We start from the raw sequence: 17,678 nt of genomic DNA, 5'->3' as shown, positions 1-17,678 counted from the left end.
TGCGAGCGAGGAGCGGACCGAGGCGCGGAGTCGGACCGGTGGACACCGTCTGACGACAGCCGAGGGAGCATCGCAGCGAGCTCTGCGAGCGAGGAGCGGACCGAGGCGCGGAGTCGGACCGGTGGACACCGTCTGACGACAGCCGAGGGAGCATCGCAGCGAGCTCTGCGAGCGAGGAGCGGACCGAGGCGCGGAGTCGGACCGGTGGACGCCGTCCGACCTACTTCACGGTGAAGCCGGCGTCGACCGGCAGCGTCACCCCGGTGACGTAGCGGGCGTCGTCACTGACCAGCCAGACGATCGCGTTGCTGACGTCGACCGACTCGATGACGTCGACCGGCAGGAGGTTGCTCAGCGCCCCTGCGGCCTCCGCGGGGATCTCCGACAGCCACTGCTGCATGAACTCGTTGACGATCATCGGGGTGTTCACGCCGGTCGGGTGCACGGAGTTGACCCGGATGCCGTGCGGGCCCAGCGAGTTGGCGAAGGTGCGCATCAAGCCGACGACGCCGTGCTTGGCGGCTGCGTAGCCCTGGCCACCGCCGGAGTCGCCGCCGATCCCCTTGAGGCCTGCCGTGGAGCTGGTCAGCACGATCGCGCCGCCCTGGCCCTGCTCCACGAGGACCGGGGCGGCGGCCCGCAGGGTGTTCCAGACCCCGGTCAGGTTCACATCGATGACGTCCTGCCAGGCGCGGGCGGCCTCCTCCTCGTCTCCCATGGGCGCGATCCCGGCGTTGGCGAGCACGATGTCGAGCCGGCCCAGCTCGGCGACCCCGGCGCGGACGGCCTCCTCCACGTCCGGCAGGCTGCGGACGTCGGCCCGGCGGGCCACGATGCGGCGGTCGAGGGCCTCCACCTCCTCGACCGTCCGGGCGAGGTCCTCCGGCGTGGCCATCGGGTAGGGCACGGTGTCGATCTGCGCGCAGAGGTCGACGGCGATCACGTCGGCCCCCTCCTGCGCCAACCGGACGGCGTGCGAACGACCCTGGCCGCGGGCGGCCCCGGTGATGAACGCGACCTTGCCGTCGAGCTTGCCCATCCCCGCTCCCCTCCCGGTCGTGGTCGCAACGTAGGGGAGGCCCGTTGGCCGGGACAACGGCCGGATGCTTCGGCGGCGGCGGCGCCGGGCACTGCCCCGTCATGACCACAGACGACACCCGCAAGGTCGCCGACCTGATCAAGGGGGAGCGCTTCGGCTTCCTCACCACCATCGACCCCGGCGGCAAGCTCACCAGCCGCCCGATGACCCTGCAGGAGGTGGAGTTCGACGGCGACCTGTGGTTCTTCGCCGAGCGGGGCACCGACTGGCTGGCCCACATCGCGGCCTCGCCCCAGGTGAACGTCGGGATCGGCTCCGGCGGCACGTGGGTGTCGCTGACCGGGCACGCGTCGATCGTCGACGACGTCGCCAAGAAGAAGGAGCTGTGGAACAGCGGTGCCGAGGCGTGGCTGCCGCAGGGCCCGGAGGACTCCTCCGTCGTGCTCCTCAAGGTCGACGCCGACTCGGCCGAGTACTGGGACGCCCCGGGCGGTCGGCTCGCCACCGCGTTCAGCTTCGTCAAGGCCAAGGCGACCGGGCAGCGGATCGAGGCCGGCGAGAGCGACAAGGTCGACCTCCGGTAGCCCGCCGGCCCACAGGCGACTCCCAGCCCGCGCGGGGCCCGTCCCCAGGGCGCGGCGGGACGGTGGGAGCACCGTCCGCGCTGGAGGTGCCCCGTGTTCACCGTCGCCGTCCTGCTCGTGTTCCTCGCCGCGCTCACCCTGGCCGACCTGCTGCCCGACCTGCTGTCGGAGGAGGGCCTCGGGTCGACCGGGTGAGCAGTGCCACAGCGTCCCCGGCCGCTACCGGACCGTGAAGCCCGCGTCGACGGGCAGCGGAACCCCGGTGACGTAGCGGCCCTCGTCGCTCACCAGCCAGGCGATGGCGTTGCTGACGTCGACGGCCTCGATGAGCTCGACCGGCATGAGGTTGGCCAGCATCCCGGCGGACTCCTCGTTCGCCGCGAGCCAGTTCTGCAGCACCTCGTTCTCCACCATCGGGGTCGCCGCGCCGGTCGGGTGCACGCAGTTGACCCGGATCCGGTGGGGGGCCAGCCAGTGGGCGAAGCTGCGCATCAGGCCGACGACGCCGTGCTTGCTGGCCGCGTACGCGGTGACCGCGGCGCTGCCGTCACCGCCCCGGCCGGTGAGCCCCTGGGTCGAGCTGGTGAGCACGATGGAACCGCCCTCGCCCTGCTCGATCATCCGGGGCGCGGCGACGTGCACCGTGTTCCACACCCCGGTCAGGTTGACCCCGATGACGTCGTCCCAGGTGCGCTCGGGAGAGGGTTCGGGACTGCCCGCGGCGGAGATGCCCGCGTTGGCCAGCACGATGTCGACCCGGCCGAGCTCGGCGACGCCGTCCTCGACGGCCGACCGCAGCGCGGCCACGTCCCGGACGTCGGCCTGCCGGGCGACGATGCGGCGGTCCAGGGCCTCCACCGCCCGCACCGTCTCGGCCAGGTCGTCGGGGGTGGCCATGGGATAGCCGATGGTGTCCATCTGGGCACACAGGTCGACGGCGATCACGTCGGCGCCCTCCTGCGCGAGCCGGACGGCGTGCGAGCGCCCCTGCCCCCGCGCCGCTCCGGTGATGAAGGCGACCTTGCCGTCGAGCTTCCCCATGTCCGCTCCTCCGCGATCCGCTCCGTGGTGACGCAGACCACAACCTAGGGGCACGTCACGGCCGCGAGCAGCGCCCCAGCCACACCTGCGCCGCGCGCCGGCCCTCGAGCACGGCCTCGAGCACCGTCCGCGGCGCCACGACGTCCCCGGCGGCGAGCGCCCCGTCCGGGACGCCCCCGGGCCGCGCAGGGCCGGCCTCGACGAGGACGGCGCACGGGATGCGGATCTCCGTGCCGGTCCACCGGTCGGCGAGCACCGCCGTCCCGCCCTGCACGCCGCGCAGCACCACCTCGGTGCGCCGGTGCACCCCGGCCCGCAGCAGCCGGGTGTTGGCCGGGGCGAGGTCCTCGGCCAGCCGCACGCCGACCACCTCGTCGGGGGTCACCACGGTGACCTCGCGCCCGGCGGCGGCCAGCAGCTCGGCCACGCCCGTGCCGGCCGGTCCACCGGCGGGGTCGTGCACCACCACCGGGCCGGGGGGCAGCTCGGTGCCGGCGAGGACGTCGGCGGCGGTGAGCACGCCGGGTGTGGGCGACCGGGGCGAGGCGCCGGTGGCGACGACGTCGGCCACCCCGGCCGCCGTGCCGAGCTCCACGTGCACGCCCAGCCGCTCGACCTCGCCCACGAGCCAGGCGGCGAGGTCGGCGAACCGCGACCGGCCGGGCAGCGCCGCCACCAGCGGCAGCGCGCCGCCGAGCCGGTCGCTGCGCTCCACCAGCCGCACGTCGGCGCCGGCGGCGGCCAGCACCCGCGCCGCCTCCAGCCCGGCCGGCCCCCCGCCGGCCACGACGACCTCCCGCCCCGTGGGGCAGAGATGGCCATTTCCGCCGTCCCCGGGTCGGCCAAAGTGGCCACAAAGGCCCTCAGGGTCGGGGTCCTCGGTCTCGTGCCCGCTGCGGGGGTCGGCCACGCAGCTGACCAGCGGGTTGCGGACGTCGCGCACGCGGCAGGCCTGGTTGCAGAGGGTGCAGGGCCGGATCGGGACGCCCGCGCGGGCCTTGACCACGAGGTCGGCGTCGGCGATCTGCGCGCGGGTCATCTCGACGGCGTCGGCGGTCCCGTCGGCGAGCGCGGCCTCGGCGTCGATCACGTCGACGACCGAGCCCTGCAGCACGACCGGCGTCCCCCCGGCGGCCGCCCGGAGCGTCCGGGTGAGCCCGGCGTTGAAGCCGGGCCGGACGTGGCCGTCGGGCCGGTACGCCGAGGGCGTCAGCCCGCCGCCGCGGACGACGACCAGCAGGTCGACCAGCGGCGCGAGGTCGGCGACGTACCGGGCGGCGACCTCGGGCGTGATGCCCGCCCAGGGCGCCTCCTCGTCGCAGGACAGCCGCAGCGCCAGCACCCGACCGGCGCCCAGCTGCGCCCGGACGGCGGCGAGCACCTCCCGCAGCAGCCGCAGCCGGTCGGCGCCGTACCCGTCGGCGCGGGTGTTGGTCAGCCCGGAGGCGAACTGGCGCAGCAGCGACCGCGGCCCGGCGTCGACCTCCACGCCGTCCACGTCCGCGGCGACGGCGGTGCGGGCGGCCGCGGCGAAGCCGTCGACGAGCGCACCGATCTCCGCGGGCTCCATCTCCGCCGGCACCTCGCGGCTGACGACGTCGGGCACGGGGGACGGCGCCCAGAGCGCGGCCCGGGTGTGCGCGCTCGTCCCCTGCGCCCCGGTGTGGCCGAGCCCGGCCAGCACCAGCGCGCCCGCCGGGCGGCAGGCGGCGACCACGTCGGCCCAGCCGGGGCCGCAGTCGGCGGCGAGCGGCGCCCGCTCGTAGGGCCGGTCGCTGCCGTGCACCGACGCGGTCTCGGTGACGACGATCCCGCACCCGCCGGCGGCGCGGCGGGCGTAGTAGGCGACGTGGCGGTCCGACAGTGCCCGCCCGCGGCCGAGGTTGGTCGCGTGCGGGCCGAACAGCACCCGCGAGGGTGCCGTCCGGCCCGCCAGGACCAACGGCTCGAGCAGCCTCGGCGCAGGGGTCACCCGCGGCCTGCGGCCGCCGGGCTCACTTGGTGTTCCACCCGGCGTCCACGCGGTGGGTCCCGCCGGTGACGTAGCGGCCGGAGTCGGCGGCGAGGTAGAGCACCGCCTCGGCGACGTCGTCGGGCTGCACCCAGGGCACCGGCAGGAGGTTGAGCCCCTGGAAGGCGTCGACGACGTCGTCGCGTCCCGGGTCCTCGAGGTCGGGACGGAACAGCCGGTAGGTGTTGTCGTTCTGGATCAGCTGGGTGTCCACGTTGGTCGGGTGCACCGAGTTGACCCGGATGCGGTCGGGCGCCAGCTCCATGGCCAGCACCTTCATCAGGCCGACCACGCCGTGCTTGGCCGCGGTGTAGGCGGCGGTGTTCTGCATGCCGCGCAGGCCGAGGGCGGAGCTGATCAGCACGATCGCCCCGCCCTCGCCGGTCGCCCGGATGTGCGGGATCGCGGCCTTCGCGGTCAGGAACACGCTGGTGAGGTCGATGTCGATGACGTCGCGGAAGGCCTGCGCGGGGTACTCCTCGACCGGCACCGTGGGGCCGCCGATGCCGGCGTTGGCGACGGCGACGTCGAGCCGGCCCAGCTGCGCCACGGCGTCGGCGAGGCCGGCCGTGAGCGCGTCCTCGTCGGTGACGTCGGCCTGGAAGGTCACCATCCGGCGGTCCAGCTGCTCGACCGCGCGTGCGGTCTCGGCGAGGTCCTCCGGGGTGGACGGCGGCGCCTGCGCGCTGCGGATCGGCCCCGCGACGTCCACCCCGATCACGTCGGCGCCCTCCCGGGCGAACCGGACGGCCGTCGCGCGGCCGATGCCGCGCGCCGCCCCGGTGACGAACGCGACCCCGCCCTCGAGCCGGCCCATCGCGGTGGCCTCAGCCCAGCTGCAGACCGGCGAGCGGGGACTCGTCGCAGATCCGGGCGGGCGGTGCGGGTGTGGGCCGAGCGGGGATGCTCGGGATGCCCAGCAGCGTCGGCTGGCCGCGCACCGGGCCGGTGTGCGAGTGGTCGACGTGGCTCTTCGGCATGACCGTGCTCGCGTCGCGGGCGGCCAGCGCGCTCTCGCCGTAGCCCTGCACGCACTCGGGGTCGGGGCCGTCCAGCGGCAGGCCGGTGAAGAACTTGGCCGCCATGCAGCCACCCCGGCAGGCGTCGAAGTGGGCGCACTTGGTGCAGGCGCCACCGGTCTGCGGGCTGCGCAGCTCGGCGAACAGGTCGGATTGCTGCCACACCCGCTGGAAGCCGCCCACGTCCCGGACGTTGCCGGCGAGGAAGTCCTCGTGGATGGCGAACGGGCAGGCGTAGACGTCGCCGACCGGGTCGATGAGGCAGACCACCCGGCCGGCGCCGCACAGGTTCAGCCCGGGTAGCGACTGGCCGTAGGCCGACAGGTGGAAGAACGAGTCGCCGGTCAGCACGCGGTCGCCGTTGGCCAGCAGCCACGAGTACAGCTCCCGCTGCTGCTCCTGGGTGGGGTGCAGCTGGTCCCAGACGTCGGCGCCGCGGCCCGACGGGCGCAGCCGGGTGATCCGCAGCTGGGCACCGTAGCGGTCGGTGAGCGCCCGGAACTCGTCGAGCTGGGAGACGTTCTCCCGGGTCACGACGACGGAGACCTTGAAGTCCTTCATCCCGGCCTCGGCCAGGTTCTCCAGCGCCCGGACGGCGGTGGCGTACGAGCCCGTGCCGCGGACGCGGTCGTTGACCTCGGCGGTGGCGCCGTCCAGGGAGATCTGCACGTCGACGTAGTCGGTACGGGCCAGCTGCGCGGCGCGGGCCTCGTCGAGCTTGACGCCGTTGGTCGAGAACTTGACGCCGACGTCGTGGCCGATGGCGTAGTCGAGCAGGTGCCAGAAGTCCGGGCGGACGGTGGGCTCGCCGCCGCCGACGTTGACGTAGAAGACCTGCATCCGCTGGAGCTCGTCGATGACCGCCTCGGCCTCGGCGGTGGTGAGCTCGCGGGGGTCCCGCCGTCCCGACGAGGACAGGCAGTGCGCGCACGCCAGGTTGCAGGCGTAGGTGAGCTCCCAGGTCAGGCAGATCGGCGCGTCCAGCCCGTACTCGAACTGGTCGATCAGCCGTCCGCCGGTGGGGCGTTCCGGGGCGGGCGTGCGGGGCGGCAGGACGGCGGTCATGAATCCTCCGGGGCGGCCTCGTCGCAGGGGCCCGCCGCGAGCTCGCGAGCGGCGGGGGGCGACGAGGTCCTCACTTCGATCATCTGCGAACGTGCCAGGTCGGCCAGCGCCTTGACGTAGGCGGGGCGCTGGGCCTCGGGGACCCCGCACGCGACGAGGGTGGCCTCGGCGCTGGGGTGGTCGGCGAGCGTCTCCACGACGGAGACCAGCGTCTTCGACTTCAGGAAGGACAGCTTCCGGTTGCCGAAGTGGTAGACCAGCGCGCCGAACGGCTCGGGGCGCAACGCCACCGAGCGGGCCCGCCGCCAGGGCAGCGACGGGTCGAAGTCAGGGGTGGACACGGGGAGACCGGGGTCCGGCAGGTGTGCGGCGCCGGCGTCACGCGAGCGTGGCACCGGCGCCGCGACGGGGGCGTCGATCAGTACACCCCGCACATGCCGTCGATGGAGACCTCCTCGACGAGCGACTCCTCGACCAGGGCCTCCTCGGCGGCAGGCGCCTCGACCTGCGTGTCGGTGGTGGTCTCGGGCATGGCGCCTCCTGTGATCGGGGTTACGGAGTGGGGTGGACGTTAGTGACACCCAGTGCCACCAGCAACACCGGGGTCGGGGGCGGCGTCCTGACCCGGACGGGCGACGACTGCGCCCCTGCGCAGCGCGGATCCCCCCGGACGGGGCACCGCGTGCCGCAAGATGGGACCGTGACCGCGGTGGTGGGGGACGTCCGGGCCGAGACCCGTGCCCGCATCGAGCAGGCCGCCCTCGACCTCTTCAGCCGGAAGGGGTTCGAGCAGGTCACCGCGGACGAGATCGCCGACGCCGCCGGGACCAGCCGGCGCACCTTCTTCCGCTGCTTCGCGACCAAGGCCGACGCGGTCTGGGGGGACTTCGCCTCCCACGTCGAGCGGCTGGACGCGCTGCTGGCGACGGCCGACCCCGGGCAGCCGGTGCTGGCCTCGATCTGCGCGGCCTACGTCGAGGTCAACGACTACTCGGCGGCCGACCTGCCGATGCTCCGCCAGCGGATGGCGCTGATCCTGCGCGAGCCGGCCCTGCAGGCACACTCGCAGGTCCGCTACGCCGACGTCGACCGGGTGGTCGCCCAGCACGTGGCGCGGCGCACCGGGGAGGATCCCGGGGCGCTGCTCCCGCGGCTGGTGGCGACCACCACCCGGGCGGCCGCGACGACGGCGTTCGAGGTGTGGCTCGCCGACGGCACGACCACGCTCGCCGACGACTTGCACTCGGCCTTCGACCAGCTGGCCGCCGGCTTCCCCACCCTCCGCACGGCCTGACGCCCGGCCGTTCCACGTGGAACCGCCCGGCGGCCGGTGGCCCCCTCGCAGGGGCCCTCCCGAGCCTGCGAGAGGCGGGGCGAGGGGGTCTTCCTCAGTCGTCCGGTTCGGCGTCCCTGGTCGCCTTCGCGGCGTTGATCGGGTCGACGTCAACCGAGTCCTCGCCCACGCAGAACTGGGTCATCATGTCGTGGTCCTCGTGGGTGAGGTTGTGGCAGTGGACCATGTACCGCCCGTGGTCGGCGGGGTAGGTCAGCTCCTCCGGCCGGCTGTCGGGGTCGTGCGAGTTCGGGTCGTTCGCGGAGTGGAACCGCATGAGGAGGTCGACCTTCTCGTTCTCCCCGACGTAGACGACGTCCTTCGGGCCCCGCTCGTGCGCCGGCGGCGGTGACCCGTTCCGGCTGACCACCTGGAAGTCCACGAGGTGGATGTGCAGCGGGTGGAACCAGCCGCCGGACCGGTTCTCGATCGTCCACAGCTCGGTCGCGCCCGGCTGCACGGTGGCGAACTCCAGCGTGAAGCCGGAGTCCTCGATGTCCTTCCAGGTGATGCCGCTGACCTCCCACTCGCCGTTGTTCCGCTCGAGCCGCATCGACCGCTTGATCGCACCCTGGGTCGTCAGGCTCATCACGCCGCGGGCCGCGGTGGGGTCGAGCACGTCCGGCACGGCGTTGTCCGTCGTCGGCCCGGTGTCGTCCAGCACCTCGAACTGCATGACCTTGTCGGTGTTGTCGTAGTCCGTGGCGTTGGGCACGCCCAGGTTCCTCAGCTGGATCTTCGCGCCCCTCTTGTACTTCGCGAAGTCGATGACCACCTCGTACCGCTCGGCCATGCCGATCCGGAAGCTCGGCACGGTCTGCGGAGCCGGCATCAGGCCGCCGTCGGTGCCGATGACGGTCAGCGGGGTGCCGTCGCTCAGGGCGAGCTTGAAGCCGCGGGAGACCGAGGCGTTGAGCAGCCGGAACCGGTACTTGCGCCGCTTCACCTGCATGTTCGGCCAGGGGACGCCGTTGACCAGGATGACGTCGCCGAACGTCGACGAGTGGCTGTTGTCGTCGAAGAGCAGGGCGCCGGTGGAGGCGAAGGCCTTGTCACCGAGGACCAGCGGGACGTCGAACTCGCCCTTGGGCAGCGGGAGCGCCCGCTCGACCGGGTCGGTGCTGATGTACATGGCAGCCAGGCCCATGTAGGCGTTCTCCGCCGTGTGGTGCACGCCGTGGTCGTGGTACCAGAGCGTGCGGGCGCTCATCCGGTTCTCGTAGACGTAGTCCTTCCACTCCCCCGGCTGGGTCATGTCGCTGGCGTAGCCGTCGTACTGCGGCCGCGACGGCGAGCCGTGCAGGTGGGTGGAGGTCCAGTCGCGGTACGCGAGCGCGGGGTGGGTCTCGGGCAGCGTGTTGGCCTGCCGGACGACGACGGTCTGCCCCTGCTGCGCGTGGATGGTCGGCCCGGGCGTGCCACCGGCCCCGCCGATGGTGTCGAAGTAGCCGAAGACCGGCGTCGTGAAGCCGGGGATGATCTCCGGGGTCAGCAGGCGCTGCTCCATCCGGTAGAACGCCGCGCCCGGGTAGGCGGAGTTCGACCGCGACTGCGCCACCGGCGGGGTCCGGAACGGCAGCGTGTAGGGCTTGGGCAGCTTGCTGGCGGCCAACTGCGACACCGACTTCGCGCTCAGCACGGGGATGAACGGCAGCGTCAGGGCGGTCGCGCCGAACGCGCCGACCTTGAGGGCGTCGCGGCGAGAGAGGTTGCTGGGCACGGTGTCTCCTTCCGAGGTCCCCCGCGAGCGGTGGGCGGGAGGGAGACTCCGCTGGTTGCATGCCGCAACGTCACCCGAGAGGTGGGGCGGGCCCACCGCCCTGTCCTGGGGGGATCCGGGCCGACGGCCGCCGCGTCCTCACCGACCGTCGGGATCCGGTGCCGCGCTGATGACCACAGCCACCTCCCAGGCACCTCTCAGCCGGCGAGCCACTCCGCCAGCCCGGCCAGCAGCCGGTCGACGTCGGAGTCGTCGTTGTAGGGCGCCAGCCCCACCCGCAGGCCGCCGGTGTCGCCCAGCCCCAGCCGGCGGGAGGCCTCGATCGCGTAGAAGGAGCCGGCCGGGGCGTTGACCCCGCGGGCGGCCAGGAACCGGTACGCGTCGGCGGCGTCCCGGCCGGCGAAGGTCATCAGCAGGGTGGGGGTCCGCCACTGCGCCCGCGACCACACGGTGACGCCGGGCAGCCCGCGGACGGCGTCCTCGATGCGCTCCCGCAGCCGGTCCTCGTGCCCCTCGACGGCCGCCATCCCCGCCTCGATCCGCGCGCGCCGGTCCCCCTCGGGACCGCCCAGCGCGGCGAGGAAGTCGACCGCCGCGGTGGTGCCCGCCATCAGCTCGTAGGGCAGGGTGCCCAGCTCGAACCGCTCGGGGACGGCGTCGGTGGAGGGCAGCAGCTTGTCCGGGCGCAGCGTCTCCAGCAGGCCGGGTCGGGCCACGACGCACCCGCAGTGCGGGCCGAGGAACTTGTACGGCGAGCAGGCGTAGAGGTCGGCACCGAGCGCGGCGACGTCCACCGCGGCGTGCGCCGTGAGGTGCACCCCGTCGACATACGTGAGCGCGCCGGCCCGGTGGGCGAGCACGGTGATCGCGGCGACGTCCGGCCGGGTGCCGATCAGGTTCGACGCCCCGGTGACCGCCACCAGCCGGGTGCGGTCGGACAGCACGGCGGCGACCGCCTCGGGTGGCAGCTCACCGGTGGCCGGGTCGAAGTCGGCCCAGCGGACGGTCGCGCCGCGCGCCTGCGCCGCCTGCACCCACGGCCGGACGTTGGCGTCGTGGTCCAGCCGGGTCACGACCACCTCGTCGCCCGGCCCCCAGCCGGTCGCCAGGGTCCGGGAGAAGTCGTAGGTCAGCTGCGTCGTGCTGCGGCCGAAGACGACCCCGCCGGGATTCCCGGCGACCAGGTCGGCCACCGCCCGGCGCGCGGCTCCGACGACGTCGTCGGCGGTGCGCTCGGCCTGCGTCACCCGACCGCGGTTGGCGATCGGCGAGGTCAGGGTGTCGGCGACCGCCGCCGCCACCGAGTCGGGGACCTGCGAGCCACCCGGGCCGTCGAAGTGGGCGACTCCGGCGCGCAGGGCCGGGAAGCGGGCACGGACGGCGTCGACGTCGTAGCGCACCGCGACAGCATGCCCGGGTCCCGCCGCGAGCTGCTGCCGGGCACAGGGTGTGCACGCACCGCGGACCGAGCAGGCCCGAGACCACGCTGCGTGCACACAGCGCGGGACGGTCAGCGGGCCGACGCGACGATGCGGTCGGGGCGGACGACGACCGTCGAGGCCCCGGCGCGGTGCAGCCACCCGGTGAGGACGCCGTCGACGTCGTCCACCCGCACCTCGGGAGCGCCCTGCGGCCGCACCGCCAGCCGGCCGGGGCCCAGCAGCCGCAGCCGCGCCGTCCCCGGGCCCAGGACGTCGTCCACCGGGCAGCGCGACCCGCCGGCCTGGACCGGGGCACGCGGCAGCAGCGTCCCGGCCAGCCGCCGCCCGGCCCGGCCGCGGCGGGCCACCAGCGGGCCGCGGCGCAGCGGCGGGGTGCGGCTGTCGGTGGCGAACGCCGCGACCGCCGGCAGGCGTCCCACCAGCGCCAGCACCGCCCGGCGGGCGACGGAGCCGGAGCGGCCGCCCCCGGTCATGACCCGGCCGACGAGCAGCGCCAGCCGGACCATCGCCCGGGCGTGCGGCTCCCGCTCGGCCTGGTGGGTGTCGAGCAGCGCGTCCCCGGCCGCGCCGGTCAGCACCGCGGCCAGCTTCCAGGCCAGCTGGTGGACGTCGCGCAACCCGAGGCCGAGTCCCTGCCCGATGAACGGCGGCGTGAGGTGTGCGGCGTCGCCGGCCAGCAGCACCCGCCCGTCGCGCCACCGGTCGGCCACCTGCCCGCGGTAGACGTACTCGGCCACGCGCACCACCGCGGCGCCCGCCGCGCCGTACGGGTCGAGCAGGGCCGGCAGCCGCCCGGTGAGCGCCTCGCGGGTCTCGCCCGGCCGCACCCGGAACTCCCAGCGGTAGCGGTCCCCGGCGACCTGCATGAACGTGGCCGGGCGGACCGGGTCGCACACCTGGTGCACCCCCGGCCAGACCGGCAGCGGCACGTCCGAGCGCAGATCGGCCACCAGCCAGCGGTCGGCCCGGCCGAGGTCGCGCATCCGGGAGCCGACCAGCCGGCGGACCGTGCTGTTGGCCCCGTCGCAGCCCACCACCGCAGTGGCGGTCAGCCGCGAGATGGTCCCGTCGTCCAGCACGGTCAGCGCCACCCGGCCGTCGTCCTGGGTCAGCCCGGTGACCTCCGCCCCGAGCCGCAGCTCGACGCCCGGGGCCCGCCGGACGGCGGCCAGCAGCACCTCCTCCAGGTCGGGCTGGTGGAACAGCGAGCCCTGCGGCCAGCCGTGCGCGCCCGCGTCGGCCGACCGGCGGAACTCGGCCAGCGGGCGTCCCCGGCCGTCCAGCAGGCGCAGCCCGCTCATCGGCCGGCTGAGCTGCAGGAACTCGTCGGCGATCCCGGCGTCGGCCAGGGCCCGCAGCGCCTCGTCGTCGAGGTGGACCGCCCGCGGCCCGTCGTAGGGAGCCGGCCGCCGTTCCAGGACGAGCACGTCCAGACCGCGGCGGGCCAGCAGCAGCGCCGCCGTCAGCCCCACCGGCCCGGCGCCGACGACGACCACCGGGTCCCGCGCCACGGCGCCACTCTCCCAGGGTTCGGGGGCGGGGGTAGCGAGAACGTTGCAGCGCCCTTCCCATCTGTGTGAGCGACGCCATAACGTCCGGGGCACGGTCATGCGCTCGTGCATGCGAACGGCTCTCAGCGGTGAGGGCGACGAGGAGGTCACACGTGCCCGTGAACACCCGCGGAGCGATCCTGCGCTCCGGTCCCGGCAAGTGGGAGGTCACCGACCTGGTCGCGGACGACCCGCGACAGGGCGAGCTGCAGGTCAAGCTCGCGGCGTCGGGGCTGTGCCACTCGGACGACCACTTCTCCACCGGCGACATGGCGGCCGGCCACTACCCGTTCCTCGGGGGTCACGAGGGCTCCGGTGTCGTCACGGCCGTCGGGCCGGGCACCCCGGGCTTCAAGGAGGGCGACCACGTGGTCTTCTCCTTCCTGCCCGGCTGTGGCCGCTGCCGCTACTGCGCCAACGGCCAGCAGTACATCTGCGACTCCGGCGCCAACCTGCTCGTCGGCTCCCGGTGGGACGACGCGGAGAGCTTCCGCTTCCAGACGCCCGACGGCACGCCCGTCGGCCAGATGTGCGGCCTGGGCACCTTCGCCGAGGTGACGACGGTCGACGTCCGCTCCACGGTGAAGATCCCCGACGACATCCCGTTGGACGTCGCCTGCCTGACCGGCTGCGGCGTGGGCACCGGCTGGGGCACCGCGGTGCAGGCCGGAGAGGTGAAGGCCGGCGACACGGTGATCGTCATGGGCATCGGCGGCATCGGCATCAACGCCGTCCAGGGCGCAGCGCACGCCGGCGCCAGCCACGTCATCGCCGTCGACCCGATCCCCTTCAAGCGGGAGAAGGCGCAGGAGCTCGGCGCCACCCACGCCTTCGAGAGCATCGAGGAGGCCGCCGACTTCGCCCGCTCCGTCACCAACGGCCAGGGCGCGGACAAGGTGCTGATCACCGTCGGGATCCTGAAGGGCGAGCACGTCGCCCAGGGGGTCGAGGCGCTCGGCAAGGGCGGTCGGGTCGTCATCACCGGTCTCGGCGACCTCACCGAGGTGGGCATCCCGATCACACCCAGCATGCTGGCGCTGTTCACCAAGGAGATCCGCGGCGCGCTGTTCGGCGACCAGAACCCGAGCGCCGACATCCTCAAGATGCTCCGCCTCTACCAGGAGGGGAAGCTCAAGCTCGACGAGCTGATCACCAACCGGTACAAGCTCGACGACGTCAACCAGGGCTACGAGGACATGAAGGCCGGCAAGAACCTCCGCGGCGTCATCATCTACGACTGACGAAGGACCCCGCCCTCCCCACCCTCCGCAAGCTCAGCGTGGGACCCGGGACGGGGCCGCCGGCCGGACCGGGGCGTTCCCTGCGGGGAGCGCCCCGGTCGCACGTCCACCCCGCACAGGAGGACCTCCGTGAGCACCACCACCGCCGCCCGGCGGCTCGACGTGACGGGCATGGTCCGGGTCGCCCGCGAACGGGTGGTCGCCCGCCTCCGCGAGGCGGAGGTCGTCGCGGCCGCCCTGTCGGCCGGCCGCAACGTCCTGCTCGAGGGGCCACCGGGCACCGGCAAGACGACGCTGCTGCGCTCGCTGGCGGACGGGGCCGGGGTGCCGCTGGTGCTCGTCGAGGGCAACGCCGAGCTGACCCCCACCCGGCTGGTCGGCCACCACGACGCCTCCCGGGTGCTCACCGAGGACTACCGGGCCGAGAACTTCGTCCCCGGCCCGCTCACCCGGGCGATGACCGACGGCGCGATCCTCTACGTGGAGGAGTTCAACCGGGTGCCCGAGGAGACGATGAACGTCCTCCTCGGGGTGCTCTCCGAGCGGGAGATGCACGTGCCCCGCTTCGGCCGGGTGACCGCCCGCCCCACGTTCCGGCTGGTCGCGGCGATGAACCCGTTCGACGCCGTCGGCACCGCGCGGGTGACCCCCGCCCTCTACGACCGCTCCTGCCGCGTGGCGATGGGTTACCAGGACGAGGACGCCGAGCTCGCGGTCGCCGCCGCCGCCACCGACGGGCCTGCCGACCTGGTCGCGCAGGCGGTGCGCGCCGTGCGGATCACCCGCGACCACCCCGAGCTGCGCATCGGCTCCTCGGTCCGCGGCGCGATCGACACCGTGCTCATCGCGCTGGAGCTGGCCACGGTCCGCGGGCACGAGGGCGTGCAGGACGCCACCGGCCTCGACGCCGCGCTCGCCGCGCTGACCGGCAAGGTCACCCTCGCCGACGGGACCGCGCGGCCGGTGGAGGACGTCGTGGCCGACATCTGGCGCCGGGCGGGTGAGGAGCTGGGAAAAGCCTGACGCCCGAGGAACCGGGCGAGCAGTCGGAGCCCGCGGAGCCGCCGCCACCGCCGCCCGGAGCCGGCGGGCTGCGGGAGCCCCCGGGACGGCGTCCGCCGCAGCCGGCGCCGGTGGAGGACGCCGACGACGTCGAGCAGCTCCTCAAGCAGCACCAGGCCCGCCGCGCCGGCCGCGACGAGCTGGCGCGGGCGCACCCGGAGTTCCAGCAGGTCTCGCCGCAGCTGGGGCAGCTCGACGAGGAGGCGCTGGCCGAGGTCACCGCGCGCGATGCCGACGCGGCCAACCGGCTGCTCACCGCGATGGGGCGGGCGTTCGACCCGGCGCTGCGGGCCGCCGCCCGGGCGCTGGCCTGCCGGCTGCCGGTGGGGACGCCGCGGGCCGGGGTGCCCGACCGCCCCGGCACCCGCCGCGTGGTCACCCGCCGCGACGAGACCGGCAGCGACATCGACCTGGACGCCACGCTGGCCGCGCGCGGCGCCGAGCCCCACTGGAGGGCCGAGCACCTGCACACGCGGGGCTGGCGCTCCACCGGACGGGCCTGCGTGCTGCTCGTCGACGCCTCCGGCTCGGTCGCGGGCGACGAGCTGGCCGTCGCCGTCCTCACCGCCTCGGCGCTGGCCCAGCGGATGCGGCCCGGCGACGAGCTCGGCGTGGTCGCGTTCTGGTCGCAGGCGGTCGTGCTGCGGGCGCTGTCGACCGACCCGCGCGCCGACGCCGTCATCGACAGGCTGTTCGACCTCGACGGCGGCGGCACGACCGACCTCGACCTGGGCCTGCGCACCGCGGCCGCCCAGCTGGGCCGCTCGCGCGCGGCCGCCCGCGACGTGCTGCTGCTCTCCGACGGGATGCCGACCGACAGCCCCGACCCGCTCCCGGCCGCGGCGGCGCTGGTCCGCGCCGGAGCGCACCTGCACGTGCTCTCCCTGTCGGAGGAGCCGGAGTCGGTGGCCAACTGCGCCGCCCTGGCCGCCGCCGGCGACGGTCGGGTCGCGCCGCTGCTCAAGCCGACGCAGGCCCCGGCGGCGGTGCGGCTGCTGCTCGGTTGAGCGGAGTGGGAGGGGCGCACCTCCACTCCGTGGCACTCCGCTCACCGGCGGACGGCGTCCCCGGCGTGCCCGGCGTCCAGCGGGACGGCGGAGGTCAGGACGGCGGGCCCGAGCCGCAGCACGCCGTCCGACAGGGCCGCGCAGCGCACGCCGCCGCGGCCGCGCAGCCCGCGGTGGGCCCCGGGCGCGAGGACGACGTCCATCCACCCGCACGGGTGCGCCGGCCGCCCACCCCGCAGCCGCACCGGACCGGCGCCGCCGTCCAGGGCGAACTCCTGGCCCCGCAGCGCCTCCACCTGCGCACCCCGCAGGACGACGGTGCGCCGGGTCAGCAGCGGGTCGAACGGCGGCACCCCGAGCTCCGCGGCCAGCGCCTCCAGCGCCTCGACGGCGATCACGGTGAGCTGGGCGTCCCGGTGCGCCGGCCGGCCGGCGTAGCGGTCGCCCACCACGCCGGACCCGGCGCGCACCTCGATCGACGTGCGCCGGTCGCCGTCCTGGTCGGGGACGTCGGCCCCGGGCCGGCCGCCGTAGCGGTGCACCGGCGAGGCGAGCAGGCCGACGACCTCGACGTCGGAGCGATACGGCAGGGCGCTCAGAGGATCGGTCCGGCGCCCGGCGGCGGAGCCGGCTCGTCCGCGTCGGCCAGTCCGTAGTCGCGGGCCTCGGCGGCGTCGAGCAGCCGCCCGGCGCGCATGTCGGTGGCGACCTCCTCGACCGGGCGCCCGCAGGCGGCGGCGAGCCGCTCCTGCAGGCGGTGCAGCTGCCGGGCGTACTCGGCGGCCCAGACCTCGACGTCGGACCCGGGCAGACCGCGCGGCGCCCGCGGTTCGACCAGGTGGACGACCGCGTGCCGGCCGACCACCCGGCGGTCGGCCACGGCCAGCACGGCGACCGCCGGCCCGGTCAGGGTGCCCAGGCAGGTGGCGTGCACGGGGGCGCCCACGAGGTCGAGGGCGTCGACCAGGGTCAGGGCGCCGTCCAGGTCCGCGCCGACCCCGGACAGCTGCAGCCGGACCGGTCCGTCCCCGGTCGCGTCGAGCAGCGCGAGCTCGGCGACGGCCCGGTTGACCGCGTCGACGTCCAGGTGCCCGCCCAGGGCCACCACCCGCCGCTCGATCAGCCGCTCGGCCAGCCAGTCCCGCCCGCCGACCACCAGGGACGCCGACGCCGACACCGGCCCGGCTGGAGCCGGACGGGGCTCCGGGTGCCACGGGTCGTGCCGCGGTCGCGGCGGCTCCGGCGGCTGCGGGGGCAGGGGCGGGAAGGTGTTCCTGGGCACGCTCACGGGGACTCCTCGGACGGTCGGACCTGCCAGTCGACGGTGCGGCCCAGCGCGGCCGCGTAGCGCTCCAGCGTGGACAGCCGGGCGTCGAGGTCACCGCTCTCGAGCCGGGCGACGGCGGACTGCGAGGTCCCCATGCGCGCGGCGAGCTCGGTCTGGCTCAGCTCGCTCTCCTGGCGGAGCCGGACGAGCTCCTCGATGAGGCCGCGCCGGCGGTCGGCGACCCCCTCCAGGCCGGGGAACCGGCTGCGACGCTGCGGCGGCATACCAGGAACGGTA

Annotated in this window: 18 protein-coding genes; 5 read left to right on the top strand and 13 right to left on the bottom strand. The window is 75.1% G+C overall.

Annotated elements, in window-relative coordinates; translation table 11 throughout:
- Window positions 1-220: 220 nt before the first annotated feature.
- Window positions 221-1,039, bottom strand: a complete 819-nt coding sequence (locus ACI782_RS05170) for a mycofactocin-coupled SDR family oxidoreductase (RefSeq protein WP_456906776.1) — start codon at window positions 1,037-1,039, stop codon at window positions 221-223.
- 101 nt (window positions 1,040-1,140) lie between these two features.
- On the opposite strand from ACI782_RS05170, the gene ACI782_RS05165 reads away from it, so the two are divergent.
- A complete protein-coding gene (locus ACI782_RS05165; RefSeq protein WP_456906774.1) occupies window positions 1,141-1,623 on the top strand; it encodes a pyridoxamine 5'-phosphate oxidase family protein in 483 nt (160 codons plus the stop codon).
- A gap of 219 nt (window positions 1,624-1,842) precedes the next feature.
- On the opposite strand, the gene ACI782_RS05160 is transcribed toward ACI782_RS05165, so the two are convergent.
- From ACI782_RS05160 to mftA, 6 genes are all read right to left on the bottom strand, one after another.
- Entirely contained in the window at window positions 1,843-2,664 is an 822-nt protein-coding gene (locus ACI782_RS05160) for a mycofactocin-coupled SDR family oxidoreductase (RefSeq protein WP_456906773.1), read from the bottom strand.
- 55 nt (window positions 2,665-2,719) lie between these two features.
- Complete coding sequence (locus ACI782_RS05155; protein WP_456906771.1) at window positions 2,720-4,636, bottom strand: mycofactocin system FadH/OYE family oxidoreductase 1; 1,917 nt, start codon at window positions 4,634-4,636, stop codon at window positions 2,720-2,722.
- Window positions 4,637-4,658: 22 nt separating this feature from the next.
- Window positions 4,659-5,492 (bottom strand): mycofactocin-coupled SDR family oxidoreductase, encoded by an 834-nt coding sequence (locus ACI782_RS05150; protein ID WP_456906769.1) that lies wholly within the window; start codon window positions 5,490-5,492, stop codon window positions 4,659-4,661.
- Window positions 5,493-5,502: 10 nt separating this feature from the next.
- Window positions 5,503-6,759, bottom strand: a complete 1,257-nt coding sequence (mftC, locus tag ACI782_RS05145) for a mycofactocin radical SAM maturase (protein WP_456906767.1) — start codon at window positions 6,757-6,759, stop codon at window positions 5,503-5,505.
- On the bottom strand, window positions 6,756-7,100 hold the full coding sequence (gene mftB, locus ACI782_RS05140) for a mycofactocin biosynthesis chaperone MftB (protein ID WP_456906765.1): 345 nt from the start codon (window positions 7,098-7,100) through the stop codon (window positions 6,756-6,758). Before mftB ends, mftC begins: the two co-directional genes overlap by 4 nt.
- A gap of 77 nt (window positions 7,101-7,177) precedes the next feature.
- The gene (gene mftA / locus ACI782_RS05135; RefSeq protein WP_456906763.1) at window positions 7,178-7,291 is read right to left on the bottom strand and encodes a mycofactocin precursor MftA; all 114 of its coding nucleotides are present in this window, start codon (window positions 7,289-7,291) and stop codon (window positions 7,178-7,180) included.
- A gap of 168 nt (window positions 7,292-7,459) precedes the next feature.
- On the opposite strand from mftA, the gene mftR reads away from it, so the two are divergent.
- A complete protein-coding gene (gene mftR / locus ACI782_RS05130) occupies window positions 7,460-8,053 on the top strand; it encodes a mycofactocin system transcriptional regulator (RefSeq protein WP_456906761.1) in 594 nt (197 codons plus the stop codon).
- Window positions 8,054-8,147: 94 nt separating this feature from the next.
- Here the strand turns inward: mftR and ACI782_RS05125 are convergent, their stop codons facing one another.
- The 3 genes from ACI782_RS05125 to ACI782_RS05115 all read right to left on the bottom strand — a co-directional run bounded on the left by ACI782_RS05125 (window position 8,148) and on the right by ACI782_RS05115 (window position 12,765).
- Entirely contained in the window at window positions 8,148-9,812 is a 1,665-nt protein-coding gene (locus tag ACI782_RS05125; protein WP_456906759.1) for a multicopper oxidase family protein, read from the bottom strand.
- Between the two features lie 197 nt (window positions 9,813-10,009).
- Window positions 10,010-11,212: a cysteine desulfurase-like protein gene (locus ACI782_RS05120; RefSeq protein WP_456906757.1), complete on the bottom strand. Its 1,203-nt coding sequence runs from the start codon at window positions 11,210-11,212 to the stop codon at window positions 10,010-10,012.
- Between the two features lie 110 nt (window positions 11,213-11,322).
- Window positions 11,323-12,765, bottom strand: a complete 1,443-nt coding sequence (locus ACI782_RS05115; RefSeq protein ID WP_456906755.1) for a bifunctional 3-(3-hydroxy-phenyl)propionate/3-hydroxycinnamic acid hydroxylase — start codon at window positions 12,763-12,765, stop codon at window positions 11,323-11,325.
- Window positions 12,766-12,917: 152 nt separating this feature from the next.
- Between ACI782_RS05115 and ACI782_RS05110 the strand changes: the two genes are divergently transcribed.
- The 3 genes from ACI782_RS05110 (at window position 12,918) to ACI782_RS05100 (ending at window position 16,114) form a co-directional block, all read left to right on the top strand.
- On the top strand, window positions 12,918-14,045 hold the full coding sequence (locus ACI782_RS05110; RefSeq protein ID WP_456906753.1) for an NDMA-dependent alcohol dehydrogenase: 1,128 nt from the start codon (window positions 12,918-12,920) through the stop codon (window positions 14,043-14,045).
- Window positions 14,046-14,174: 129 nt separating this feature from the next.
- Window positions 14,175-15,068, top strand: coding sequence for an AAA family ATPase (locus ACI782_RS05105; RefSeq protein ID WP_456906751.1), 894 nt, complete (start codon window positions 14,175-14,177; stop codon window positions 15,066-15,068).
- Between the two features lie 110 nt (window positions 15,069-15,178).
- Complete coding sequence (locus tag ACI782_RS05100; RefSeq protein WP_456906749.1) at window positions 15,179-16,114, top strand: vWA domain-containing protein; 936 nt, start codon at window positions 15,179-15,181, stop codon at window positions 16,112-16,114.
- Between the two features lie 41 nt (window positions 16,115-16,155).
- On the opposite strand, the gene ACI782_RS05095 is transcribed toward ACI782_RS05100, so the two are convergent.
- From ACI782_RS05095 to ACI782_RS05085, 3 genes are read right to left on the bottom strand one after another with little or no spacing between them, the layout of a single operon-like run.
- Window positions 16,156-16,656 (bottom strand): molybdenum cofactor biosysynthesis protein, encoded by a 501-nt coding sequence (locus ACI782_RS05095; RefSeq protein WP_456906747.1) that lies wholly within the window; start codon window positions 16,654-16,656, stop codon window positions 16,156-16,158.
- A gap of 53 nt (window positions 16,657-16,709) precedes the next feature.
- Entirely contained in the window at window positions 16,710-17,402 is a 693-nt protein-coding gene (locus tag ACI782_RS05090; RefSeq protein ID WP_456906745.1) for an ATP-dependent Clp protease proteolytic subunit, read from the bottom strand.
- Window positions 17,399-17,665: a helix-turn-helix domain-containing protein gene (locus tag ACI782_RS05085; protein ID WP_456906743.1), complete on the bottom strand. Its 267-nt coding sequence runs from the start codon at window positions 17,663-17,665 to the stop codon at window positions 17,399-17,401. The genes ACI782_RS05090 and ACI782_RS05085 overlap by 4 nt, the downstream gene beginning before the upstream one ends.
- Window positions 17,666-17,678 lie beyond the last annotated feature (13 nt).

The sequence above is a fragment of the Geodermatophilus sp. SYSU D00703 genome (assembly GCF_054050155.1).
Note: the sequence above shows the minus strand (reverse complement) of the source record. Positions and strands in the feature narration are given on the sequence as shown.

Excerpts from the sequence above, each read along its gene's own strand:
- ACI782_RS05170 (WP_456906776.1), bottom strand. The coding sequence starts at position 1,039 with ATGGGCAAGCTCGACGGCAAGGTCGCGTTCATCACCGGGGCCGCCCGC.
- ACI782_RS05165 (WP_456906774.1), top strand. The coding sequence starts at position 1,141 with ATGACCACAGACGACACCCGCAAGGTCGCCGACCTGATCAAGGGGGAG.
- ACI782_RS05160 (WP_456906773.1), bottom strand. The coding sequence starts at position 2,664 with ATGGGGAAGCTCGACGGCAAGGTCGCCTTCATCACCGGAGCGGCGCGG.
- ACI782_RS05150 (WP_456906769.1), bottom strand. The coding sequence starts at position 5,492 with ATGGGCCGGCTCGAGGGCGGGGTCGCGTTCGTCACCGGGGCGGCGCGC.
- mftC (WP_456906767.1), bottom strand. The coding sequence starts at position 6,759 with ATGACCGCCGTCCTGCCGCCCCGCACGCCCGCCCCGGAACGCCCCACC.
- mftA (WP_456906763.1), bottom strand. The coding sequence starts at position 7,291 with ATGCCCGAGACCACCACCGACACGCAGGTCGAGGCGCCTGCCGCCGAG.
- ACI782_RS05085 (WP_456906743.1), bottom strand. The coding sequence starts at position 17,665 with ATGCCGCCGCAGCGTCGCAGCCGGTTCCCCGGCCTGGAGGGGGTCGCC.